The organism is Portibacter lacus, from assembly GCF_021533215.1.
Lineage (GTDB): Bacteria > Bacteroidota > Bacteroidia > Chitinophagales > Saprospiraceae > Portibacter > Portibacter lacus.
On record NZ_JAJNKA010000001.1, the window covers coordinates 559,210 to 584,075 of the forward strand.

Annotated in this window: 18 protein-coding genes; 1 reads left to right on the forward strand and 17 read right to left on the reverse strand. The window is 34.2% G+C overall.

Annotation, left to right across the window (positions count from 1 at the left end; genetic code table 11):
* Positions 1–59: 59 nt before the first annotated feature.
* Positions 60–4,088 carry a T9SS type A sorting domain-containing protein gene (locus L2586_RS02010; RefSeq protein ID WP_235291091.1) on the forward strand — a complete coding sequence of 1,343 codons (4,029 nt, stop codon included), beginning with the start codon at positions 60–62 and terminating at the stop codon, positions 4,086–4,088.
* A gap of 287 nt (positions 4,089–4,375) precedes the next feature.
* Here the strand turns inward: L2586_RS02010 and L2586_RS02015 are convergent, their stop codons facing one another.
* From L2586_RS02015 to L2586_RS02095, 17 genes are all read right to left on the reverse strand, one after another.
* On the reverse strand, positions 4,376–5,746 hold the full coding sequence (locus L2586_RS02015) for an ATP-binding protein (protein ID WP_235291092.1): 1,371 nt from the start codon (positions 5,744–5,746) through the stop codon (positions 4,376–4,378).
* Entirely contained in the window at positions 5,746–6,618 is an 873-nt protein-coding gene (locus L2586_RS02020) for a hypothetical protein (RefSeq protein WP_235291093.1), read from the reverse strand. Before L2586_RS02020 ends, L2586_RS02015 begins: the two co-directional genes overlap by 1 nt.
* 43 nt (positions 6,619–6,661) lie before the next feature.
* Positions 6,662–9,286 (reverse strand): contractile injection system tape measure protein, encoded by a 2,625-nt coding sequence (locus L2586_RS02025; RefSeq protein ID WP_235291094.1) that lies wholly within the window; start codon positions 9,284–9,286, stop codon positions 6,662–6,664.
* A 3-nt stretch (positions 9,287–9,289) separates the two neighbouring features.
* Complete coding sequence (locus L2586_RS02030) at positions 9,290–12,040, reverse strand: hypothetical protein (protein ID WP_235291095.1); 2,751 nt, start codon at positions 12,038–12,040, stop codon at positions 9,290–9,292.
* Positions 12,040–12,186, reverse strand: a complete 147-nt coding sequence (locus L2586_RS02035; RefSeq protein WP_235291096.1) for a hypothetical protein — start codon at positions 12,184–12,186, stop codon at positions 12,040–12,042. Before L2586_RS02035 ends, L2586_RS02030 begins: the two co-directional genes overlap by 1 nt.
* A 1-nt stretch (position 12,187) precedes the next feature.
* Positions 12,188–13,093 (reverse strand): hypothetical protein, encoded by a 906-nt coding sequence (locus L2586_RS02040; protein ID WP_235291097.1) that lies wholly within the window; start codon positions 13,091–13,093, stop codon positions 12,188–12,190.
* A gap of 3 nt (positions 13,094–13,096) precedes the next feature.
* On the reverse strand, positions 13,097–17,083 hold the full coding sequence (locus L2586_RS02045; RefSeq protein WP_235291098.1) for a hypothetical protein: 3,987 nt from the start codon (positions 17,081–17,083) through the stop codon (positions 13,097–13,099).
* Positions 17,084–17,113: 30 nt separating this feature from the next.
* The gene (locus L2586_RS02050) at positions 17,114–17,539 is read right to left on the reverse strand and encodes a GPW/gp25 family protein (RefSeq protein WP_235291099.1); all 426 of its coding nucleotides are present in this window, start codon (positions 17,537–17,539) and stop codon (positions 17,114–17,116) included.
* Between the two features lie 6 nt (positions 17,540–17,545).
* Positions 17,546–19,354, reverse strand: a complete 1,809-nt coding sequence (vgrG, locus tag L2586_RS02055) for a type VI secretion system tip protein VgrG (protein ID WP_235291100.1) — start codon at positions 19,352–19,354, stop codon at positions 17,546–17,548.
* A gap of 1 nt (position 19,355) precedes the next feature.
* A complete protein-coding gene (locus tag L2586_RS02060; protein WP_235291101.1) occupies positions 19,356–20,024 on the reverse strand; it encodes a CIS tube protein in 669 nt (222 codons plus the stop codon).
* Positions 20,025–20,216, reverse strand: a complete 192-nt coding sequence (locus tag L2586_RS02065) for a DUF5908 family protein (RefSeq protein WP_235291102.1) — start codon at positions 20,214–20,216, stop codon at positions 20,025–20,027. It lies immediately after the preceding gene.
* 1 nt (position 20,217) lies between these two features.
* On the reverse strand, positions 20,218–20,682 hold the full coding sequence (locus L2586_RS02070) for a phage tail protein (RefSeq protein ID WP_235291103.1): 465 nt from the start codon (positions 20,680–20,682) through the stop codon (positions 20,218–20,220).
* Positions 20,683–20,693: 11 nt separating this feature from the next.
* Complete coding sequence (locus L2586_RS02075) at positions 20,694–21,146, reverse strand: phage tail protein (RefSeq protein ID WP_235291104.1); 453 nt, start codon at positions 21,144–21,146, stop codon at positions 20,694–20,696.
* A 9-nt stretch (positions 21,147–21,155) separates the two neighbouring features.
* The gene (locus tag L2586_RS02080) at positions 21,156–21,608 is read right to left on the reverse strand and encodes a phage tail protein (RefSeq protein WP_235291105.1); all 453 of its coding nucleotides are present in this window, start codon (positions 21,606–21,608) and stop codon (positions 21,156–21,158) included.
* A 72-nt stretch (positions 21,609–21,680) separates the two neighbouring features.
* The gene (locus tag L2586_RS02085; protein WP_235291106.1) at positions 21,681–22,145 is read right to left on the reverse strand and encodes a phage tail protein; all 465 of its coding nucleotides are present in this window, start codon (positions 22,143–22,145) and stop codon (positions 21,681–21,683) included.
* 65 nt (positions 22,146–22,210) lie between these two features.
* Positions 22,211–23,884 carry a phage tail sheath family protein gene (locus L2586_RS02090; protein ID WP_235291107.1) on the reverse strand — a complete coding sequence of 558 codons (1,674 nt, stop codon included), beginning with the start codon at positions 23,882–23,884 and terminating at the stop codon, positions 22,211–22,213.
* 37 nt (positions 23,885–23,921) lie between these two features.
* The gene (locus L2586_RS02095; RefSeq protein ID WP_235291108.1) at positions 23,922–24,857 is read right to left on the reverse strand and encodes a hypothetical protein; all 936 of its coding nucleotides are present in this window, start codon (positions 24,855–24,857) and stop codon (positions 23,922–23,924) included.
* Between the last annotated feature and the right edge of the window lie 9 nt (positions 24,858–24,866).

The following is a 24,866-nucleotide window of genomic DNA, read 5'->3' on the forward strand; positions in this document are numbered from 1 at the left end:
TTGTTGACTGCTGACTACAGTTAATTATTAACTCATTTTAAGTAAACTATAGAAGTCTCATGAAGAAAGCGAATTTTACATTTCGGTTCTTTGAACAGTGTTTATCAACTATTCTCGTAGTAGTTGCTATAATTTTTAGCCCGGCACTTGCAAATGCATGTGAGTTGTCTTGTGGAGGGAAACAACAAGTTTCATTGGACGAAAACTGCGAAGCAGATATTACTGCTCAAATGATTTTAAGTGATGATGGTGCCTCTTGCCCTGATGGTGTCTTTACCGTAATAGCAAAGTTAACCATGAATGGTGCACCTATTGCTCAAGGGCCAACTGCATTATTAGATGGTACTTACATTAATCAAGATATTATCATTGAAATAGAAGCTGATGATAATGGTAGCATTAATAGATGTTGGGGTGTTATTGTATTAGAAGATAAACTTGCACCTACTATAGAATGTGATGATATTACCGTATCATGTTCAGCTGATAATGCACCAGCTCCTACATTTGAAAATATTGAATGTGGAACTGCACCAATTATTAATTTGATCAGTCAATCACCTGATAGAAATCTTTGTACAGATGATTTCTTAAAGGAATACGATCAAACTTTTACTGCTACTGATGCACAAGGTAATACTTCTGAAAACCCTTGTACTAGAACCGTAACAATACAAAGAATAGATACAGATGCTATCATATTTCCAGCAAATTTAAGAGTATCTACCGCTAATGCCTTAGCATGTGATGGTGATTACCCAAGATTAGAGCCAGGCAGTATTATCCCAGATCCATCTTTTTCTGGAGTTCCATCTTTAGATGGTGTTAATCTTTTACCAGCTCTTAATTTCAATTGTAATACAGTAGTTACTTATAACGACTTAGTATTACCTGAAGTTGGTTGTGTTACTAAAGTGATGAGAACTTTCACGATCTCTGAATGGGTATGTGGAATAGATGAAATAACTGAACAAACTCAAATTATAGAAATAGTAGACGATCAAGGTCCAGAAATTGCTGCTTTAAATGATATTTCAATTTCAACTACAACAGGCTTTGAATGTCAAGCAGCTTATTTACTTCCTCAGATTCAAGCTACTGATAATTGTAAAGAAGTTTCTAGTATAGATATCTCTTATCCTGGAGGATTTATAGAAGATTATGATGGTAGTGAATTAATTACACTTAACGTAGGTGAGAATGTTATTACTGCAACTGCATATGATGCATGTTTGAATTCATCTTCTGAAACCTTTACTGTTTTTGTGGCAGATAATAATGCTCCAGTTGCAGTTTGTGATCAGAATACAGTAGTTTCTCTATCTTCTAATCCAAATGGATTAACAAGTGTTTCAGCACTTTCATTTGATGATGGTAGTTATGATGAATGTGGATTAGCTAATCCTGCTATGTCTGTTAAAAGAATGGATAATGGTGCGGCTTGTGGAATTGAAGCTGATGAGTTTTCAAGCGCTGTTCAGTTTTGCTGTTCTGATTTAGGAACGAACGCAATCGTTATATTCCGAGTTACAGATCAAGCTGGAAATACGAATGAGTGCATGGTTAATGTAGAAGTTCAGGACAAACTAACAGCTAATATTACAGCTCCTAATGATACAATTGTAGAATGTGATTTCCCATTTGAATTATCTGAAGCTGGCCTAATAGCAGCTTTCGGTGATGCGACTGCAGTAGATAATTGTGGAGCTGGTACAGATGAAATTATTAGATCTTTTTATGATGCTACTACTTCATGTAATACAGGAATTCTAACAAGATATTTTTCTATACCAGATGCTAATGGAGGATTTAAACAAGTTTCTCAGAATATCACATTTGTGAATGATGACGCTTTCGATGTAGTGAATGATGTAGAGTGGCCAGCTGATGTAACTCTTAATTCTTGCCTACCTTTATCAATGGGAATGGCAACAGAAAACTTACCTGAAGTTAGCCCTGATGTTACTGGAAGACCTGCACTTAATGAAGATGCTTGTGATATGGTAGGTATCGATTATGATGATATGGTATTTGAAATATTTAATGCCTCTTCAACATCTTGTTTTAAAATTATTAGAACTTTCACTGTAGCGGATTGGTGTGAAGACGCTAGATCTTCTTACCAACAGGTAATTATGGTAATCAATACGGTAGCTCCTACTTTAGAGTTATCATGTGATGCTATTACAGAATGTACATTTGATGGAGAATGTGCTGATGGAAATGTAACTCTAAGAATGGCTGCTAGCGATGATTGTACACCAGCAAGTGCACTAGCATGGCAATATTCAATTGATTTAAATAATGATGGATCATTAGATACTACAAGTTTGATTCAATCTGGTTCTGAAATTGATTCAATAGGTGATAAAGAAGTATCTATAATAGATGCTACAGGTGATTATCCTATAGGAAGTCATAGAATTATCTGGACTGTTGAAGATAAATGTGGAAACTTGACAAGATGTGAGCAGTTATTTACAGTGGAAAGCTGTAAGACTCCTACACCATATTGCTATAACGGATTAGCAATTGAAATTATGTCAGTTGATACAGACAATGATAATGTACCTGATGCAGGAATGATAGAAATATGGGCATCTGATTTTGATGCAGGAAGTTTCCATGGTTGTGGATACGATGTGACTGTTTCATTTTCTCCTGATCCAGCAGATGCAAATAGAACGTATACTTGTGCTGATATCGGACAACAAGATGTGGAAATTTGGGCAACAGCTACCTTACCTGATGGTTCTCTTGTACAGGATTTCTGTTCATCATTCATTAATATTCAGGATAACTTAAGTGTATGTCCAGGTTTCTCAGGTGAAGAAGAAGAGGAAGAAGAGGAAAATGCATTGTTGAATGTAGGAGGAACGATTGCAACAGAGTCTAATGAGTCTATCGAGCAAGTAAGCATAGAAATTTTAAATCAAGATATGGTTGCTGCTCAGACTGATGCGGATGGATATTACTTGTTTGATAATATGAAGACTGGCGGTAACTATGTTATGCATCCATCGATGGATGTAGATCACTTGAACGGGGTATCAACTATTGATTTAGTATTGATTCAACGTCATATACTTGGTCTTGGTTTACTAGATTCTCCTTATAAGATTGTAGCTGCTGATATCAATAATGATGGAAAGCTTACTGCTGCAGATTTATTAGGACTTAGAAAGACGATCTTAGGAATTGCTAAAGGATTTAATGGAAATGAATCATGGAGATTTGTAGATAGAAACTACCAATTCATTGATGCAGTTAATCCACTTACAGAGAAATTCAGAGAGTCTTATGATATTAACAACCTGAATTCAGATATGAATATCGACTTCGTTGGTGTTAAAGTGGGTGATGTAAATGGTACTGTGGTTGCTAATCAGCGTATGAACGCAACCGTTAGAAGTAACAAATCACTTGATTTTAGTATCAATAGTACCTTCCTAAAGGCTGGATCTGTTGTTGAAATCCCTGTATATGCTAATAACTTCGATAACATAATAGCTTATCAGTTTTCTATGGAATTATCTGATAAACTTGAATTTGTTAGCGTAAAAGGAGGTGCATTAGAAATGTCTGATGTAAACTTCGGAACCATTAGAGCTTCAGAAGGAATAATTACTACTAGTTGGGATAATTACCAAGGAAGTACTGTAGCGCAGGATGAGCCATTGTTCTACATCACAGCAAATGTGAAAGAAGGAATCAATGTATCTAATGCATTAGCATTCACTTCTACGATAACAAAAGCTGAAGCATATTCCGCTGACGATGTACTGGAAGTAAATCTGGAAACTAGAAGTAACCCTAATACAGGAAATGAATTTGTTCTTTATCAGAATACACCGAATCCATTCCAAGGATACACAACAATTAAGTTTGAGTTGTCTCAAGATGAGGCAGCAGCGTTGAGTGTATTTGATGTAACTGGAAAACTGATTCAATCCATCACTGGAGATTATATTAAAGGTGAGAATTATATTGAGTTGAATACTCAGGATCTAGGTGCCAATGGAGTATTATACTATACTTTACAGACTGAAGATCATACTGCTACTAAGAAAATGGTAGTAATAAAATAGTCAAAGACATATAGTCTAAATAATGCGTCCTCCTTTGCTTTTACTAGTGAAGGAGGACTTTTTTTGTTAAAGAGTTAAGAGAGTTGATGATTAGCTCTTAAGCTAAAGGAATGATCCCGTTATATTCGAGGATATCAGATGATTGAAAAATGAATTGAAATGGCGAAAGCGAACAAATTTTAATTTGCGCATTTTAAAACTCAATATGAAGATCTTTTATGCAGTATTAAATGAAGTATGAAATCTCTTATTCACGGATAATGAAAAAACTGGGAACTAAAGACTATTTATACTGTCTTTCCTTCTTTTCTAAATTCCTTTTTGATTCCTTCTATAATGTCTTCTTGATATATTTTCTTCTCATTTCTCGTCACAGCATTCAAGGCACAGTGTCTGAGGACATTGATTATAGATCCACCGGTAACTTCATATGACTTCGAAATTGGCCATAAGTCTACGTTTTCATCGATTTCAAAACCTTTAAATGCATTTTCCCAAAGTCTCATTCTTAATTGAGGACCTGGGGTTGGAAAATAAATCATCGACTGAAACCTCCTAGCGAAGGCATCATCCATATTACTCTTCAAGTTGGTAGCAAGTATCAGCACACCAGGAAAATCTTCTATTCTCTGAAGTAAATAAGCTATCTCTTGGTTAGCATACCTATCTTTCGAATCAGAAGTAGAAGTTCTTTTTCCAAAAATTGCATCTGCTTCGTCAAAGAATAAAATCCAATTCTTATTCTCTGCTTGATCAAAAATGTTGGCTAGATTTTTTTCAGTTTCACCAATGTATTTAGAAACTATTTTAGAAAGATCTATTCTGAACACATCTAGACCTGTTGTCTTTCCCAGAAGAGATGCAGTCATTGTTTTACCCGTTCCTGGAGGACCGTAGAATAAACTTCTATAACCAGGTTTCAAAACTTTAGCAAGCCCCCATTCATTTAAGATCTTTGAATAATTCTTAATCCAGACCATTATTTCTTGGATTTCATCCATCAGAAACTCTTCGATAACGAGGTCTTCCCATTCTAATTTGGTCTCGATCTGCTGTGCAGGAAATTCAGATGAAAAATTAGGCTTGTATTGAGTCCCATTTGTGAAATAGGATAGATAGTCTGGCGTAATAGATAATATACCGCTGAGTATTGGCTCATTGCTTTTATCCTTATCTAGACTAATGATTTTATACTTCGAAAAGTAATGATCAGGATCAAAGATGTTCATTACCTTAATCTTGCCTAGGATATCATTTCCAGCGATAACAAAGGCAGCAGTTTCTCCCGTAGGAATAAATCCACTATGTTGATTTCCTTTGACACCTCCAAATTCAGTAAATCCCCGACCGTACTTTTCATTTTTAGTGAAAAATACGTCTAATATCTGTGGACATACATGTGGAGAAATAGCTAATAAAATGATGATTCTCTCTTCTACGGACACATTGTAATACTTAATCACATCTGCATAAACTGAGGCTCCTTCGACAATCGCTGGGACTGGAATATCATGTATGCTTTTATAATCACACGGCTGATTAAAATAGAGTTTGAATCTAGTATCTAAGACTAAATGCAGCCATTTTAACTCTTCTAAAAGCGTTTTAGAATTGTTCTCAAGTTTTAGTATTGGGTTTTCGACAGTACTGTTCTCCATTAATTACCAACTTCCAAATCCGTCATATCTACTAATTGATAGTTAGATATATCAAATAAAGCTTTATCCGCTTCCTCTTTAATATCAGTTACAGCAAAATTAACTGTACGCTCATCATCATAGATAAGATTCATTCTCAATGGAAATCCTAAGCCTGGTTCTAGATATAAATCATCCAGCTCCAAAAGATTGTTGATAACGCTAATGTCAGCATCTATTTCTTTCGTAAACCATATTTCACCTTCGTAATCGCGGTGATCGATGATGTATTTCCTAGCGATGTAGCCACCGATAGTCTCTATATCATCAGTTCGCTCAGCAACAGCAAGTTTTTTCTTAGAATCTTCTTCTCCAAGAGAAATCCAGTCTCTTAATGCTTTACCATTATACATTTCATTGTTAATCGTAGTCTGAGTTTCATCCTGCTTATTATAGATAATAAGATTGTGTGGCTTTTTAACCATTAAAGGTCTAATGACGGTTTCATAATCTTGCATAGCAATCGTATACATATTGCTTTGATCTTCTGCACCTTCTACATCTCTAGTGATTAAAAATTGACCTTTAAAACTATTCGGATTTACTTCCTTAATAACTCTTGCTTCACCATCTCCTTCATAATAAATGTCATCGTCTTTATCCGCATTTTTGCCTCTCTTCTTTTTCTTCTTGCCTCTTATAACATCTTCCGTTTCATCTAATGTGTTATCTATAGCACGATCGATATTTCTATCTACTCGCTTGTTTACTGTTTTTTTGGCATCTCGAGCTATTTTACTTAAATCTATCTGCGCATTTGATGTAAACGCTAATGAAAATAAAAATAGTAGAGTTACTATCGATTTAATATTCATGATTTTATTATTTATCATTCAAAGAATAATTTATATGAAGACGATCTAATACAATCTAAAGTTACATAATATTTCTATCCCACTCAACACTTAGCACATATGGCGCCCATGAAAGTTTAATCATTCCTATTCCCCAAGGTAATTTATCAAGCAAAATATCGTAGGCTTTTTTCTCGACGGTTAATAACCATCCATTCGGAGCAGGAACAATAATTCCATCTCGAATCAAGAACGATCCTCTTAAAGCATCAACACTAGAGCCTTTTAAAGCGTTCCATTGTTTTACGATGTTTTTTAACAAGGCGTTAGAAACGTCTATTTCTTTTTGCGTCATCGTAATTTCGTAAGGCAGCGGCTCGTCTAAAGGATAGCCTGTTAAAATTTTGTTAAGTGGGTAATAGAACTCTTCTCCTCCTGATTGTTTCACTGCTAAATACTGTAAAAGATGGCATGCTCTTGCTCTTTCATCCTTAGATCTGAAGTCACCTTTAGCGTTTAAGAGGTCTAACATATTAAAGTAAACCTTAAGAAATGGCCATACAATTACCAACCCTGCATTTTTCACACTGATGTCCTGAGAATAATTTTCAAATTCAGGATCTACCTTGATCTGCTCAGCCAGTGTTTCCTTTTTAATGTATAAGAGTTTATTTAATTCCTTACCAAGCTCTTCATTGACATTCCACCTTCTTTTTATTATTTCATCTGCATCTCCAAATTCCTTTTTCCAATACTGTACCATTTCTTCTAAATAGCTTCTAGGAGAACTCTTCAATGCATAGTGCATAAGAAAGCTTTTCTGGAAGGATTCAGGAACACCACTTTTGATATTTATCCTAAAGTAATTGAATTTACTAATAACATCTTTCGCACGATCAGGAACTAGTGCTTCTAATATATGTTCTAGTGCTTTCATTGAAATTTGTCCAACAGCTGTTTGCTTTAAGTTCTGCTCGAACATTCGATCTCTAAAATATGGGATTTTTTTAATCTGCTCACCGGAAAGCATCAATATCGAAATAGATAGTTTATCTAAAGAGATAACATCCGTAGAACTAGAGTGGGGGAGTGTTCCATATCTTAAATAATAATCGACTAAATCTTGATTTTCATATTTCTCAACCTTATAAGTAGGCTCTTCGCTTAAGAAAACTCGTGGCATAATATTCAGGTCTTCATCTTTCCCGAGTAAATCTTTAAATCCAGAATCCTTTAATTTTTCAACCGGATTTTCCCCCAGTAGAAAGGCAAGCAAAACGGCTTCGTGGGCATCTTTGATACCTCTTTCACTATCCTTATTAAGATTATTCAAGGCTTTATTTACATAACCTGCTTTCCTAACGTAAGAACCTATAATCTTAACAATAGAGCTTTTCCCTATCTGCCCAAAGAACTTGTGTAGCCTATCTTTTGTAGATTCTTGAGATGGGTAATCCACTAGTAAAAACTTGATAATAGCTCTGAGTTTTTGCGGATGATCAGCGTAGAAAAACCGTATCATATCATTCAAGTTATATCTTCTCATCTCTGGAGAGAAGGTATCTAAATCTCGACCGAGCATTAACGCGGTGAAGTAGTCCTCGAATGATTTTGGAATTCTAGGGTCAAATTGTTCCAATTCTCTGGTTTTAAGAATCTGTTTTTTAATCAAACTTGCTTTATTAGCCTTGTCGGTTAATCTGATCAAACGTTCCTTAGCACGTTCGTCTCTATCTATATGCTTTTTCAAGTCCTCGAAAAACCTAACATCGAGTTGATTAATATTTAGAATATCTAGCATCTGCATTCCTAACTCATACTTGATATTAGAAGGAAGACGACCATATCTAATATGATAAAGAAAAACCTTTTCTAGGTCTGTCAATGTCTTAGGAGGTAGATCAGCAGGAATTTCTTTAAGGAATTGTATAGCTTTTAGTTTCTTGTCGGCTGGTATAGTACTTTGGGCTTGAAGTAGGGCTACGATTTGCTTTTCATCTGCTTGTTTAATGGCTTTTGTGAGCGCTCTTGTAGTAGGCACTATCTGCTTGGTTTCAGTACTCGTTTTAATACTGACGGTCTCGTCTTGTACTAATGCTTTTGATGTTGTTTCTGCTCCCGGATCTTTAGGAGTAACTTTTTTTCCAGCTTGGTTAATTGCTTCGATCAGTGATGTTATGTCTTCAGGAATGGCATCTACACTCGGAGGTTTCAGTAATTGTTTTTGAGCTTTCGGCTTTTTTTCTAAGATGGCTGGAATATAGGATTTATCTAAAATGGCCGGATCTTGAATTTGTCTGGATATATCAACACTTCGATTGATGTAAATTTCAGATTCAAAGTCAAAAAGTGATGTGTTGACTGTAATTCTTCCTCCAGCAGAAGTACTAAATTTTGCAGTTGTAATTTGTTCTGTTATCTCTGCAATGTATTTTTTTAGGTACTTGTCGAACTCCTTCGTGATAGCATCAGCAATGACTTTTTCAAAACTGTGCTGAGGTATTTCCCCTAGGTCAATGTTTAATTTTTTAATAATTAGTCTACCGTTAGGAATTTTATGCTTTTCAAGAATCTTGTCTAACCTATTAGGTAGTGTACGATTGCATAATTTACTAAATCGATCTGCAAAATGCTTGAAAGCATCCTTGTCAGCTACTTGTATATTGAATACAAGTTTATGTATCGTTAATTTTTCTTTAGATGCCAAGAATTACTTGATTTCTTTCAACGATGCTGCTAATTCTTTTTCTAGATTTTTATCAATGGTTTTGTCACTGAATTTTTTAATTAACAACATCAAAATATGGCTCAAATTGTCTAATAACGGTTGCTTAGGTTCTTCTTTACAACGTTCTGTTAACCATAATTCATAGTATTTTTCAAAAGTAGAAAGATCTTCAATACCTAGCCATAAAAAATTGAATTTCAAATGGGCCGGAGCATTCATCTTAACTATATTTTCGAATAAATACTTCATCCGATTGCTATTAAACCTTCCTGACCATGAAGGAATAACAAAACTCAATTGGAGCGAAAATGGATCTTCATCATAAGCCTTTATCTTTCCAATGTCTTGTTCGTGTTGTAGTCTGAATTGTAACTGCGGACTATCTATTGTTGTTGCTTTAATTTCTTCTACGATAACGGGTATCGCATCTTCAGCTGATTTTTTTAATATGAAGGTTTCATTTTTGACAATAACGTTACCAGAGTCATCGGTTAAGGTTAATGCAAATGTTTTATCACTAGCCTTAGAAACTTTATAATTTTTCTTGGATTTACCAAACTGTATTAAGTCAGCTATAAAACCCAGTTGATCTGTATCTGGATCTAGATACTTGAATTCACTCTGCAACATCACATTATTGTCGCTCAGGTAGGAAAACGCATACCTAGAATCTACATCTCTTAACAATAGATGTTCTATAATGTGAAAGCCTTCAGACTGGTTATTGTAAGTCGTTAGCTTAGCGATTAATTTTGTTAAATCTTCTTCGCAATCTTTAATGTTTTTGCCTTTATAGATCTCTATGGATTCCCTGGAAACAGGATTCTCAAAGAAGATAACCGTTTCTTTTTCAGTACTTTCTAAGTGATAATTAGCTCGGTCAACACCATAAGCTAGAATTTCAGAAAGGATATTCTTATTATTAGAGCTGAAATTAAATTGGCCTGATTTTTTGCTAGATTTTTTACCGATTTTTGTTTCAGAAACCTCTAAATCTTTAGAATTTTTAATTTCAGATAATCTCTTATATCCGTAGTTTTTAATATTGAAAAGAAGACAGATTTTCTTTTTCAAACCGGAGACATTCTCTTCGTCAGAAAAATCACCTGTTTTATTAAATCCAAGTGCTTTATCTCGTCCTATTTCAATGTAATTCTTGATATATTTTAGCTTAGCATCGATAGTGTTTTTTAAGAAATTTTTCTTAGCAAAAGCACTAGATTCTCTGTGAATAGCAGAGTACGCTTCAGATAGGAATTCTTCTCCGAATCTAGCTAACAGATGATCTAAGAATCTATTTCGACGTTCATATTTATGGTCGTATTTGCCTAAGATATCACTGAATTTAGCATGATAGTCATCCTTGTTTCCGATGATATCGTCGAAACCATTGATGTAATCTAATTTCTGATAAAAATAGGTATCTTCTAAAGTCTCATCCGTAGAAAGTAGTTTATCTACATTGACCAATTGACTTAAATAATTAGCCATGATTTGCTCGAAGATATAGAGATATGCTCTCAGTTGTTTCACTTGAGCTTTTCTTTTATCAGTAAGCTTCCCCATTAATCCGAAGTCTGTAATACCATAATTCCTAGGAAACGAATTCTGAATGGAGTAGTAATATTCTATTTCATCTTTATCCTTAGACGATACGGTATCTTCTATATCTAAGTCGATAAAACGCTTATGCTGGATAGAATCTCTATTTCTAATGGTATCTAAAGTATATTGTATAACGTCTTCATCTGGAGCGTATAAAATCTCACCAGCATAAAGAGAAATCGACTTACTCGATAAAATTTTAGGAATATCTAAATTCGGAATTTTGTACAAGTCTAACTGGATAAGCTCAGTGGTAACTTCTTTACCATTTTTAAATACGGTGAAATTGATCACTTCTTCTACACCTTCAGTTTCTGTGATGATCTTAATCAAGTCAGACTTAAATAATTTATTGACTTTCTGCAGGCTTGATTTTTCAAGCTCAGAATCCAGAACGAATCCATTTTCTACAGGCGGATTGTTAAAAGCATCTTCATAGGTATATCCCTTCGCGATCATTTCATCTAGGTTGTAGAGTGAAATCTGCGGTGCGAAATGATCTAGGAGTTTACTAATAATTCTAGCTATAATTGCCTCACCTACTGAATTTGGTGAAATAGAAATATCAGCGTCTATGCTTATCTGATCTGGTTCAAGAATTCTTATTGATTCGAAATCTTCGCAAAGATTTCTATTAGCATTGAGCAGTTTCATCACTTTATTCGTGATGTAAGCTCTATCATATTTTTCTTCGTCTAGTAATAAGAGCACTTCGTAAAGTCCTGTTATTTTAGCTCCTAGAGAACTCGTTTTTTTAGGAAGTAACCATGCATTTTTAACTTCTTTGATATTATCAATTAACAGTTTTCTATAATCAAATGTAGTTACAGGTGCAGCTGGTAGAACTTCTGTAGGTTTGTAGAAGGTTTTTGTGAAAGCTCGATCATTTCCGTTTTTACTGAAAAATAAATCTGGAATGGAAAAATTCGACTTGTATCCTAACTCAGTAATGGCAAAACATAGATTTTCTAGAATCGTAATTCCAGGATCATGTTCATTATAATCTGTCCAGATCTTTCCAGAAAGGTTTTGGATATGTTCAATACCTTCCCGTTTCAGACTCCTGAAGTCCATACTTTTAGGAAGTACTCTATTTTTCTTTATGCTTTTCGGTTCTAAGCTAGACATTATGTTTTCAATTTTTTGAGCTGACCATCTGCTTGTTCATTGATTTTACCAATTAATTCGAATACATCTTGGAAGGGTTCTTTCGCAAGAGATTTAATAATTATGTTGGTTTCTTCTAATGTCAATGACAAATTTATGGTGTCCATCTTATTTTCGTTTAATCGCTATTCCTCCTGACCTTTTCACTGGTACAGCCTCTTGCCTGCCAGAAACATTACCACTCGAAGAAACAGGTCTTGCTATTTTAGTTTCTTCCCAGTTGGTTTTAGGATAGGCCTCTAATTCGTAGTCCATGTCCCAGATTCTTTTAATTCTATAAAAGATTTCTTTAGGCTGACCATCTTTCATACCATAGTGACCTTTAGTTTTAATCTGACACATGTATTTTAACTTACCAGGTTCAGTATTCAGGTCATCGATAATCCATCTGAATTTGATCTTATTCCAGAATCGACCAAATAACCATCTATTTGCCGATTCTACAGAAATAACTTTTGTTTTATAACCTCTTTTTCCATAGGTCATTAAAACAGTACCTATGGTAAGTCCGAAACGTTTATCTTTTTCATCTACTATATGTGCTATGATTTCATAAGCTTGACAGCCATCTAGGTTTGTCATCTTAGCCATCGTATGCCACTTCGAGTCAGCTAACGCTTTTCCAGATGCATATGCACCTACGATTCCTTTTACAGCAATTAAACCATTAACATCTAACTGGTAATTAGGATTTTCGGTATTGATACCAACTCTTCCTCCTTCTTTAATAAATAGTCGACTAGTATCGCCCTCTAAGAAATTTAGTCCTTTACCTCCTCTTTCATTGTCGAGTGAAATACTCCACAAGGGAGTCGATTTATCACTTATTCTTTGATAAAAACTGGCTAGTTTTTTCGAAGGACCTTTAGCCGTTAATACAAGACCTTGTTCTGGATTAATTCCTAATCCATCGTCTTTAATATTAAGTGCACTATCTACTAAGTGTTCGAAGGCTTTATCATGAAAACCTCCTTTATATATTTTGTATAATTCGGATCTAGTATGCTGGGCCATTTCTTAAATTTTAATGCTTACCTCGTAATTCGTGTCTTCTTCCTCTTCAATAAATGCTTCTTTTTCCAAAATAGGGTTTTTTATCTTAATGTATTTCTTTTCACCTAAGATATTAACTTTATCTTGGAACCTAATAATTTCATCGGTATTAACACGCTGTGAAGGTGGTTCTTCTTCTTCATATTCTACCATTTCTATTTCATGGCTTTCATCCGGAAGGAGTACACCCCATGGTCTAGCTTTAATAATAGAAACAATATCACTTTCCATAGCTGTGTCATGAAGCTTATATATACCATCTTCTTCAATAATATGGATGATAGAAAATTTGGTTAAGAATTTAACATAAGGAAGTCCTTTAATGAAATTCTGGATTACATTTTCATTAATAGATCCACCAATGATGATGGGCTTAGAATCATCACTAATCCATGGAGAAATGAAATTATCGATATCTTTGGACAACCTTTCTAAAGTTTGTCCATTATTCATGTTTTCTACAAATTTCACATTGCATATAATCCTCACATATTCATAATGTGGATTAATCATTTTTACTGATGTAAAAGGAGAAATGAGCTGTGATAATTCCTCCTGAAAATGCATGAGTTGATTCAATGAGAATTTAGGCGTCAAATTTTTAAAGTAGGTTTTTTTCCGAGGTATAACCACTATTTTTATACCATCTTTATGTTGAACACCGTTGTAATCTTCTTTACTCTTTTCGAGATTGATGTATTCTTCTACTGTTTCAATATGGTTATCTTCCAGTGGGTTACTTAGGTAGGAGATACACTTTGTTTGTTGGACTTCATAAAATTTTTCCAGCACTAGTCGTTCTAAATCCCAATGTGTAATTCCTCTACCTTTATGTCTAATCCTTTCACTTACTCGCGCGAAAAATTCTTCATCATTCTCAGATGGAATTCCGCCGAATGATTCGAATCCTTGTCGAACAGATGATATCTGCGCAATACTATTTTCTAGGGAATCAATGGAAAAAGGAGGTAGCGGTTCTCTTAGCCTTTCTTCTATTTCTGGATTAATTACCCAATTTGCTGTTACGGCATGTTCTTGGATATCGATGACATGACAGACCAATTCAGTATCTCCACTTAGAGAAGCAGACAACCAGTAGGTCCCATAATCTAGAATATCATTTTTATCATTGATTTTCATCGGTAATTGTAATCTTACAATACCAGATTTGGTGAATCCTTCTGTGCCATCAAAAAGCACTTTACTTTCATCCATCGGATACCAATTATTATAAGAAAGGTATCTCCACTCAACTTGTGGTGGTGTTGTTACATTAAGTGTTTTTGTTTTTTTCGAGGATAGTTCGAAGTAAATGGAAATAGATTCAGGAGCGTTAATATTTTCTAAGCCTATGAATAGGTAGCCATCATCTTCATACTGAGGAAGTAATCCGTCTTTATCCGGTGAACCATCATAATATGTTTTTTCAATACCAAATGGATGAATATAGAAGTACTCTTCTGGAATTCGTTGATCTCCGAATGTAACGTTGAATGAAGCTTCCGCTTCATATGATATATTTATATTTCTAGCAAAAGGAGTTACAGGCTCCAATGGAAATTTCTTTTGCTCTTTGGGGTTTGTAATATTTCTATTTAAAGCTTCTTGAATTTCATTTTGATAAACATTATGAGAAAAAGCATTACGAGGTTCTAAAATCTCTAAAACAAAATACCCAGTCTTAGTATTTTCGTCAAGAGGGTTTTCATCTGCTAGAAATGGATCTGGTAGAATATCCAAATTTTCGAATGCGTACTCATTTAACTCAAAAGTACTTTCATTGATATCCGTTTCATCGTGAATTTCTAAATCACCGTTAGTTGTCGGGAAAAATGGAAATGATAACGATTCATCATAATTAGTAACTACTTCATAATCATTAATAGCTCCGAATCTTATTTTAAGCTCAGACGGATGAACGGGTTCGCTATATCCAGCATATCTGTTTTTGAACAGATATACTGTTTCTGGCATGTTAGCCCAGTTAAACTGGAAAGTAGCATTGGTTACATTTTTTCTGAACATTTCAGGTATCCCAATGTAGGATCTGGCGTTTCTGCCTGGATTATTTCCAAATGGGAAAATGTTTCTACCGGATTGTAGGCTATAAGATTCATCATAGACATGGTAGTTCCTAATCTGATCAACTTTCACCTTAATGTCTACATCTTGGACAATCAGATTTTGCAAAAATGAATAGGAAAATGGTTGCTTATTATCATTGATGATTACTTTCATCACCGGAAAGTCGGTGTCAAAGTATTCATGTGTTATTTTTTTAGAATTAAATGGAACAATTGCAGGTTTGGCTTTAGAAATAGAAAACTTGATTTCTAACGAATTCATGATTTCTATACAATCTTCTATATTTTTAGAGAAATCGTATAACCAATTTCCTTCACCTACTGCTCTGATGGTAATGGTACTTGGATCAACTTCTATCCATTCTTGTTCACCAGTTAAGTAAATTCTAAAGTTTCTAGTTGTATCTACTTGATTAAAGATTCTTTTATAGAAAGTTTCTTCGATGGTGTTCATGGGCTCATCTGCTTCTTTACTTGCATTAACCTTTTCATGAACGTCATACACCAAACGCTTGAAGATTCTGGTTGATTCAGGAGTGAAATTTAATCGTAATGTCACTTCTCTTCTACCTTCTGCTAAATCAAGAATTGGAGATGCGATAGCAAAACCAATCTCTGCATTCTTCATTGTATTTTGACCTTGTGGCTTGTACTCTTGCTCTTCACCGAAGATGGGCCACTCATCATATATGTTTTCGAATTTACCGCCTATACCGTCTTTCGAATTAGCAACTGGCGCGGAGTAGATATGACTAACTAATTTATAATGACTAGTATCTAGGTCATCGATTCTACTCAAGTATAATGTTCTGAATGAATTGATACTAGCTCGAGTTATTTCTAAGTCTTTCGATGTTTCAAATACCACATCTACACCATCGATGTTAATTTTTGTACTTAGTCTAGTTCCTTTGGGCAAATGAAATCGATCGAGAAAGGATGACAATTTGAAATTAACGAATGCTTTATCTGCAACAGGACCTCTAGGTTCTAATTTTAAATATTTCTTATAGTAGTAATTCAGCAGCCTAGAGCTAATAGAATTATAATCATCTTGAACATGGTTAAATAACTTAAGAAAAGCTATTAAAAGGCCAATGTTAGGATGATGATCGCTCTTGAATTTTAGCGAGTTTATAAAGTACTTTTCGAAATGGTAGACAGAATAATGTAGAGAATTGTATAAAGATCTGAACACTAATCTAAATTGTAGCATTGCAGAAGTGATTTTCTCTAATTTATCTTTACCGAAAAATATATTATCTTCTTTTATATCTTCATGATCCCAGATAAGGTTATACTTTCCGAAATCAAAGTTTATTTTTTTGTTAATTACTTTATCACCATTGAGTGCAAGGATGTAAGATTTAAAACGATGAAAAGGGGCTTTAATTTTTTCTTCGATAACATTGTGGAATTCATATTCTACAGTGCTTTCAAATCTTTTAGATTGGATATTTATTTTAGATATATCCAGATACCATTTGTTGAATTTGGTAAATGATTCATAAATCAAATAGACTAGATTACTAAATTCAGTATATCTAGAATCGAAATTTTGATTTTTATAGAAATTCTCGATGATTAGGTTGAAACGTTCTTCTATTTTTTCTAAGTCAGTACTAATTATAGAAGCAAGAACGATAGAGATATCTGAGGTATAAAATTCGTTCCAGTTACCGTCTTCTTCGTCTTCTAAATTATAGTACTTAATATGTTCACTTAGATCTGCGATAAAGGCAAGCATAATTGCCATATCTCTGTCTTCTAATTTTACATAATTAGGGTCTAGAGCCTTTAGTAGTCGGGCAGATTGATGTGTACCATTACCGAAAAAAGAGGAACTATTGTGTAGTACTTCCTTCATTTATTTTCAATTGGGCTGTAAAGTTAAAATCTAAATATTGTCCTCGTCTACGAGAGTTCCCTCTAATTTATAAAAAGGAAAGACAATATTACTCCTGACGTTGATTTTTCTTATGGTATATTCTAATTTAATATCCACAATTCCTTCAAATTCACGGTCGGTTTCGATTATAACTTCGTTTAAGGTAATTCGGGGTTCAAAATATAAAATTGATTTCTGGATTGCATCTCTTAAGAAGTATTCTAGAGTTGCATTTATTGGTTCGAATAAATATTCGTGTATAGCACATCCAAACTCTGGATTAGTAAGTCTCTCCCCAGGTCTAGTTGATAATATTAATTTTAGACTTTGCTCAATATCTATTTCATCTTCAACAAGTTCAACGGACTTGAGTTCTTTCTCAAATGTGGGAGGAAAACTCCATCCTCTACCTAAAAATGTATTTTTAGAATTCATAGTTTTTTAATTAATCATTACGATACTTCCTTTCAAAGCGGCCATTCCAGTTGAAGTAACTGTAACACTCCCGCTTCCTTCCACAGTAGCAGAACCTGTACCTTTAACTTTAACCATCATTCCTTCTGCATCAAAGTTACCCCCCATAGTAGATTTCACTAAAATATTTCTACCTGCTTTAAGATCCATCTTGCCTTGCACATCAACAATAAAGTCTTTGTTACCTGAAAATTTAAAACCAGATGAATCCATTACCATCTTATTACTATGTTGATCTTCTAGAGTTATAGACTTATCTTTGTCATCAAGCTTGAACTTCTGACCACCTGGAGTTTCTATTCTAATTATTTTATCTTTATCATTAAAGTGAAAGAGCAGCTCCTCACGTGTATACCATCCTTTTTCATTATTTTGACTATTATGGGCGAATTCAGATTCTGCATATGGTCTTTTACTGCTGTATAAATGACCTAGAATGACAGGAAACCTTAGATCTCCTCCTAATGCGCCGCATACTACTTCATCATCTACTTCAGGGCAGAACCAAGAACCGAATTTGTCACTTGCCATTAAATTACTCATTCTTGCCCATACACCTTCACCATTAGCTCCATCAACCATAGGAAGTGTAACTTGGACACGAAATTCACCCTCTGGATCTCCGTCTATCTTTTTTACTTTTCCAATAAAGAGACCGTGTACTCCTGGAAATAATCCATCCGCTACTGGAAGGTTGATATCATTTTTTTGCTTAACAAAAAGATCAGGGCTAATACCTAATTCTATTTCTGTTATCCAATTCCCATCTTTTTGTTCATGAAATACACCGCTAACAAATGCTTCGCCATCATAGTATTTACCTAAAGATTTTAATTCCACAGTATCAATTGGATTAACCTTTATTCCCTGTGTTTTTATAATGCCTCGAACTCTTGAGAGTCTGGATAAAAGTACACTACCATCTGCCCATTGTTTTAGCTCTTCAGTATCCATGTTTCCCGTAGAGTGTAACTCCGTTTTGCCGTATCCCAAATCTCCTGCGATGGATTTTCCTTTGAGGTTTCCAAGCTTATCTACATCATCTGCGTCAGCTCCTGTAGAAGTGACGGTTTCTTGTTTTTTAGGATCCCATGACATAGTTTCAAGATCTTGGACTTGGGTTCTACCATCTATAGATAGATCCATATCGATGATATTCTCGCCAAATATAAGATCTACGACTGCCCCTCCTGTAGAAGGTTTTTTAACTTTAATTTTTCCGTCATCAGTCGCAACGACCATTTTATTAGCCTGTGCTCGGGCAATCACAAAATCCCAGTTCGAAGTATTATGTTGTACAACCATTTCATGTTGTTTATTGGTTGAATCAACTTCTTTACTTATGCCATAATCACTTATCAACTTACTGATGATATCTGAGTCCTTCATGGATTTATGATACTCGAAATTTCTTTGTCCGGTCATTTTAATAGCTTTATCAGCACATTCAAGTATAATTTTAGAAGATTTGCTACTTGATATTTTGATTGAATGCTTAACTATTATTCCTTTAAAGACGGTTTCTTTGTCATTGTGATATCCCATTTTAATTTCGACCTCTTTTCCATGTTCGTAGGATTCATTTTCAATGGTTTCAAATTTTGCATCAGAAATATTGCCATCATTAATTTCTATTTTGGCAGTGCTAATTTTATAGAGTGATTTATAAACAGAAATGGCATCTATTTGAACTTTATCTGAAACAGATTGACCATCTATTTTGACATCTAACGCTACTAAATCTGTCTTCTGATCGTATAATGAATGTTTAGCCATATTAGTCGTTTAATAAGGGAGGAAAAAGTAATTTTTTTCCTATAGATACATCCCTGAAATTTGTTAAGCCATTTAATTCTGCAATATGAACATAGTATGTCGGATCGTCATAAATATCATTGCAAATTAAAGGAATTTTATCACCATCTTTCATCACTTGTAGGTGAGACATATCAGGTGAGTTTCTATTTTGTTTTTTCGCAGCTGTTTCATTATCTACGTGAATTGTAAATTCGATATGGATCGTTGCGAAAAGTGGAGCGCCCTTAGAATCGAAAAATTTATAATCGGTTTCAAGATTTTTTACATGCCCTAAGAAGGCATAACTTCCCCAGTTTAAAACAACATAATGAGGTTTGTGTACACCTCCATCGTAATCATAAATCACTTTCATGATTTCTTTAACTTGGGTTTCGACCGTTTCTTCTTTTTCTGTTGCATATTGAGTTCCATCCAGACTTAAAGTAATATCTAGAATCTCTTCAGAAAATCCTTTCCATTGCTTAACGTCAATAGAACCATTAGCCCTATCATCGCTGTTAAATAACATTCCTTTACTATGCTTTATAGATTCAGGATTAACAAGCACCTCGTATTCAACATCTGCTCCAGACGTTTTTGGTGTTGATGGATCATTCTTAAATCCCAGTAATTTTAGTGCGATTGGCATTTATCTTAATTTATTTCGTTCAAGTTTATCAAATATCTTTTGCTCACACTCTTTAATAATCTCCTTTTTTAATTGGCGGACAAATTGGGAGTTGAGCAAAGGTGAATTAACTTGTTTATATTTTTTATCATTGCCAAATGAAGAAGTATTTACGAATCCTTTAATATTTAATTCTCTAATTTCAACTGGCATATTAGTATTGCATTAGTTTCATGGATTGAAAATTAAAAGTCATCGTTTCTATGGCGACTTCATTTTTCATAGCATCTAATCCTGATACTTCCCAAGAATCTGGATAACATTTTTCTAAAACCCATTCGAAAAGAGGTTTTTCGTCTTCAGATAACAAGGTTACATTAATTGTTTGGTATTGTATTTTTTTCTCTAGACCTTCGAAGGAACCATGAAATTCCATATTGAATAATTGGAATACTTCTTTAGACATACTGTTTCCTTTAACGAGTCCTTTTTTAAAGGTAACAGGGTCATATTTCATTTTCTTAAGAATCTGACTACTATCAGATCTAGCTGAATTATCGTCAATATTCTGGTATTCTGCACTTGCTTTTAAGCCTGAAACAGATTGAAAACCTATACTTAGATTTCCTATTTTAACATCGAAGAAATAGGAAGCTACTGGAAAACCTTTATAAGCCATTAAATTACTTTTTAATTGTACAGATCAATTCCGGAATGTGATATTTCTATTTCTTCGTAAGCAATAGAGTTATCAGTGGAATTTAAACCATCTGTTGAAATTTTTGTAGGTACTCCCCACCATATCATCCAAGTTCTAACCACTGCATTGGATTCATCTCTAAGATTAACAGTGATGTTCATATGCTCACCAATAGTGGGGTAGTAGTTTTTTCGCTGAACAAAATCATCATAAACATCAAATACTCCTGTATCGCCTGAAATAATTCCTTTTTTAAAGGTAACAGAACCTGCTTTTCTCATTCCTGCACGTCGTTCAGGCGTAAGAAATCGATCTGATCCATTTCTATATTCCAAAAATTCGTTCTCTACAGAAAGACCTGTAACTTCTTGAAATGAAATGGTACCAGAAGGAAAAATAACTTCAAAGTTAAATTTAGGTACGGGAAATTTATATGATGCCATATAATACGATTAATTATGTGTCAATGTAATTCCTGAGTGAACAAAATCAATTTGTTCGATTGCAATAGCATTCTCATCAGATTTTAGATCACCATTAGTTATTTTAACTGGAACAGCTCCTCTAACAGCCCATTCTAGAACTGCAGTTCCTGCTTCATCCATTAAGCTAATTACTAAATCTAAAGGATCTTGATTGCTATAATATTTTTCTTTATTGTTTCCTGGTTCGTATATATCCAGAACATCTGTTTCACCAGAAAAGATTCCTTTTTTGAAACTCAATGTACCAGTCTTTTTAAGACCAATTCTTTTTTGAGTTACATATTCGGCATCATCACCTGATCTATATTCAAGATGTTCAAATTCTTGATCTAAACCAGTAACTTCTTGAAAAGAAATGTTTCCACTTCCTAAATCTACGTTAAAATGAAACTTTGGAACCGGGAATTTATCAGCTGCCATTTTATAAAAGTTTTAATATTGAAAATAAAAAGTTGCCTTCGATCTAAAAGATCAAAGGCAACATCATTAAGTTTATTCGAATTCGATTTCGATTTCTTCGTATGCGAATTCAATAGATTCTATTGCTACTTCATTAGCATCTGATTTTAAATCAGTAAAGCTATACTTGATAGGGAAACAATTAGTCAAGTTACATGACATTACTGCTTCTCCTTGCTCATCAAGCAAAGATACAACGATATCCATTCTATCATCTTGAGTATAGTAAGCTTTTTCTTCTGTGATAGCTTTCCAGAATTCTAATGAATCTTCATCATCATGGAAAATACCTTTCTTAAGAACAAGATTACTAGTCTTAATTAAGCCTGCGCTTTTATTTGGGCTGAAAATTTCGCTATCACCGTGACGGTATTCGATAACTGTTGTTTCAGTCTCTAACCCAGAAACTTCTTGAAAGCTGATTGGTGTGCCGTCTATTTCCACTTCGTAGTGAAACTTAGCAACTGGCCACATGCCTTCATAATCTTCTGCTGCCATAATTTATTTGTTTTTAATTTTTTTTTAAATAATAAATTTTAAAAAGCTCTTTCGAGCATCGAAGATTACTCTTCAGCTGCACCTTCTTCACCACCTTCTTCACCTTCTTCTTCACCTTCACCTTCTTCAGCGCCTTCATCTACAGGCTCTTGCATTCTTTGTTCGAAAGTGATTTCTATGAATTCAGCAGGTCTTGCAACTGATAAGAATACAGAGATTCTCATTACACCATCTAGAATATCTTCTGGCGTCATTGTGTCTCCTAATCCAATTGCTACTTCATAAGCTTCTGCTGGAGAGATACCCATAAGAGCTCCTCTTTTCCACATAGAAGTTAAGAAATTTTCGATTGCGATTCTTACTCTCATCCATGTTTGTGGAGTATTCGGCTCGAAAATATAGTTTTCAACAGCAGATTTAACTGATTGCTCAATCATTAAGATTGTTCTTCTTACGTTGATATATTTCCAATCTTGGCTGTTACCATCTAATGTTCTTGCACCCCAAACTAAAACTCCTTTTCCGATAAAGCTTCTAATTGCATTAACCGCTTTACCATTGATAGGTAAGTTTAAGTCTTCTTGGATTGCACCAGTAATATTTAATGCTGGAGAAAGAACAGAGTTAAGTCCTATGTTTGCAGGAGCTTTGTGTACACCGATGTTGTTATCAACATTAGCATAGATTCCAGCAATTGCACCACATGTAGGCATTACGTTTGCTATTTCTCTGATTTCTCTAAGAATTGCATTATATGTAGAACTGATAGCTTTTAAGTTTTGATCTAAAACTTGACCATTACCAGAAACACTTTTAAGTCTTTCTATTTCAGCTTTTACTTCATTAAATTTCATCATTGCTCTGCTATCTACTTTCTTAGTAGAACTTGGAGTAGAAGAAGTTGAAGAAGATTTAGAAGCTGTAGCTCCTTTAGCAGCAGTTTTGCTAGAAGAACTAGAAGAAGAGCTAGAAGAACTAGTAGATTGTGGTCCACCTAAGTATCTGTATTCTGCTTCTTTAGTTAAGATCTTAACTAATTCATTTACGTTGCTGATGTTTTTGAAACTAATTTCGCTACCAGAAACAACAGTTGTGTTTAACCAAGGATAGTATGCAGCACCATAAGCTAAATTCTGGTGACCTACTCCTTCTCTGAATTGGTTAATATTATCTTTGTCATTATAAGTTCTTGCTTCGCTTCCGTTAGGAATATCGAAAATTGCGAATCTATCTCTAGTTTCTCTTCCACAGTGATTCAAGATATCTCTGTAAAGTTCGAAACATTCTTTAGGCTCAAGATTTACAGCATCAGGACAAACAACCAAGCTTGGCTCTTGTTCTGCTACTAATACCTCAAGACCTTCTTGAAGATTCTTTAATTTTGATCCGCTTTGGTAGTTACCTACAGAGCAGATGTAACATGATCCTCCACCATTAGAGTAGAATAATCTTAAGCTATTATATAAGTGGAAATTACTTTCCGCATCAATTTTTAATGAATAGTCCTTTTCATCTTTTGCTTTTATAGAAAAAGATACTTTAGGTCCTTTACCGAAGTAATTGATAAATTCTTTAAATGAATCAATTCTTGTAGGAGTATTTAAAAGAGATTCGTGACCTCTTTCAGCTTTTGCAGTATATCCAATAAATGCCGGTATTGCCGACGGAGCTTCAACTACTGAGCTACTGAAAGCATTATTCTCCCGAACGTAAACACCCGGGGTTGCTAATCTTGCCATAGTACGATTATTTGATTAAGTAAATAATAAAATTTTGTTATAAATAAATATAAGTGGTGGAGTAAATTTTATTGGATTCCCTGTCCGGTTTCACGGATTTAATTTTAGGTTTTGGAATCTTTACGGATTTGCTTAACCACTTCGAATTGTTCTTAATTTTCATTTCAAGTTTGTCGGATACATTTACAACTTCTTTAAGTTCTATTGGATCTTTCGATTCAATTGCAAATGCTTGATCACCGGTAGATAAAGTAACTTTTTTCGGTTTAGTGAAACCTATGGCAGTGCCATTATAGCTCACTTTAACTTCTTCTAGTTTTAAATCTACATTCTTATTCTCCGAGAGAATAATATATTTCCAGAAAGTTTTTCGGGCATTCAGATTAATTACATACTCCTTGTGATCAATTTTCCCGTTAGAGAAGAATTTGTTTTCTTTTGGCAGATCACCCAGGAATAAATCCATAATGCCCCACATCGGTTCTTTTATATAGTCAATTACATAAAAGGACATTGAGGACTTTCCATCTATTAAGGAATATTTTCCTTCAGAAAGATTTTTTAGTTTGATCAATGTTGTGTCCTCAACTTCTTGAGTCCAAAGATCTTTTTTCAAATCGTTTTGTCTTACGTCTACAAGTTTGGTACTTTTAATGAATTTGTCAAGTTTTATGGACTGATATTTATTATAAATTCTCAGTGCATGGTCCTCATTTACATACTCTTTGTCGTGTATCAGCACTTTAGAGCCATTTTTCGAGGTTGACAAATTTGTGAAATAGTACATTTTATTGTTGTCAGCAAATGACAAATCTGTATAATTCAGCAAATAATTGTTCTTATTTCTGATCAGAAAAATCAATTTCTGGTCTAAGCGCTCCTTTATTTTTTGAATTTTTTGAAACTTTTCCGTATTGCAAAAAAGAGAAAATCCATTCGTTTCTGGCTTGAAGAACAAATTATAATTCTTCATTAAGATTTG

Excerpts from the sequence above, each read along its gene's own strand:
- L2586_RS02010 (WP_235291091.1), top strand. The coding sequence starts at position 60 with ATGAAGAAAGCGAATTTTACATTTCGGTTCTTTGAACAGTGTTTATCA.
- L2586_RS02015 (WP_235291092.1), bottom strand. The coding sequence starts at position 5,746 with ATGGAGAACAGTACTGTCGAAAACCCAATACTAAAACTTGAGAACAAT.
- L2586_RS02020 (WP_235291093.1), bottom strand. The coding sequence starts at position 6,618 with ATGATAAATAATAAAATCATGAATATTAAATCGATAGTAACTCTACTA.
- L2586_RS02030 (WP_235291095.1), bottom strand. The coding sequence starts at position 12,040 with ATGTCTAGCTTAGAACCGAAAAGCATAAAGAAAAATAGAGTACTTCCT.
- L2586_RS02035 (WP_235291096.1), bottom strand. The coding sequence starts at position 12,186 with ATGGACACCATAAATTTGTCATTGACATTAGAAGAAACCAACATAATT.
- L2586_RS02040 (WP_235291097.1), bottom strand. The coding sequence starts at position 13,093 with ATGGCCCAGCATACTAGATCCGAATTATACAAAATATATAAAGGAGGT.
- L2586_RS02045 (WP_235291098.1), bottom strand. The coding sequence starts at position 17,083 with ATGAAGGAAGTACTACACAATAGTTCCTCTTTTTTCGGTAATGGTACA.
- L2586_RS02050 (WP_235291099.1), bottom strand. The coding sequence starts at position 17,539 with ATGAATTCTAAAAATACATTTTTAGGTAGAGGATGGAGTTTTCCTCCC.
- vgrG (WP_235291100.1), bottom strand. The coding sequence starts at position 19,354 with ATGGCTAAACATTCATTATACGATCAGAAGACAGATTTAGTAGCGTTA.
- L2586_RS02060 (WP_235291101.1), bottom strand. The coding sequence starts at position 20,024 with ATGCCAATCGCACTAAAATTACTGGGATTTAAGAATGATCCATCAACA.
- L2586_RS02065 (WP_235291102.1), bottom strand. The coding sequence starts at position 20,216 with ATGCCAGTTGAAATTAGAGAATTAAATATTAAAGGATTCGTAAATACT.
- L2586_RS02070 (WP_235291103.1), bottom strand. The coding sequence starts at position 20,682 with ATGGCTTATAAAGGTTTTCCAGTAGCTTCCTATTTCTTCGATGTTAAA.
- L2586_RS02075 (WP_235291104.1), bottom strand. The coding sequence starts at position 21,146 with ATGGCATCATATAAATTTCCCGTACCTAAATTTAACTTTGAAGTTATT.
- L2586_RS02080 (WP_235291105.1), bottom strand. The coding sequence starts at position 21,608 with ATGGCAGCTGATAAATTCCCGGTTCCAAAGTTTCATTTTAACGTAGAT.
- L2586_RS02085 (WP_235291106.1), bottom strand. The coding sequence starts at position 22,145 with ATGGCAGCAGAAGATTATGAAGGCATGTGGCCAGTTGCTAAGTTTCAC.
- L2586_RS02090 (WP_235291107.1), bottom strand. The coding sequence starts at position 23,884 with ATGGCAAGATTAGCAACCCCGGGTGTTTACGTTCGGGAGAATAATGCT.
- L2586_RS02095 (WP_235291108.1), bottom strand. The coding sequence starts at position 24,857 with ATGAAGAATTATAATTTGTTCTTCAAGCCAGAAACGAATGGATTTTCT.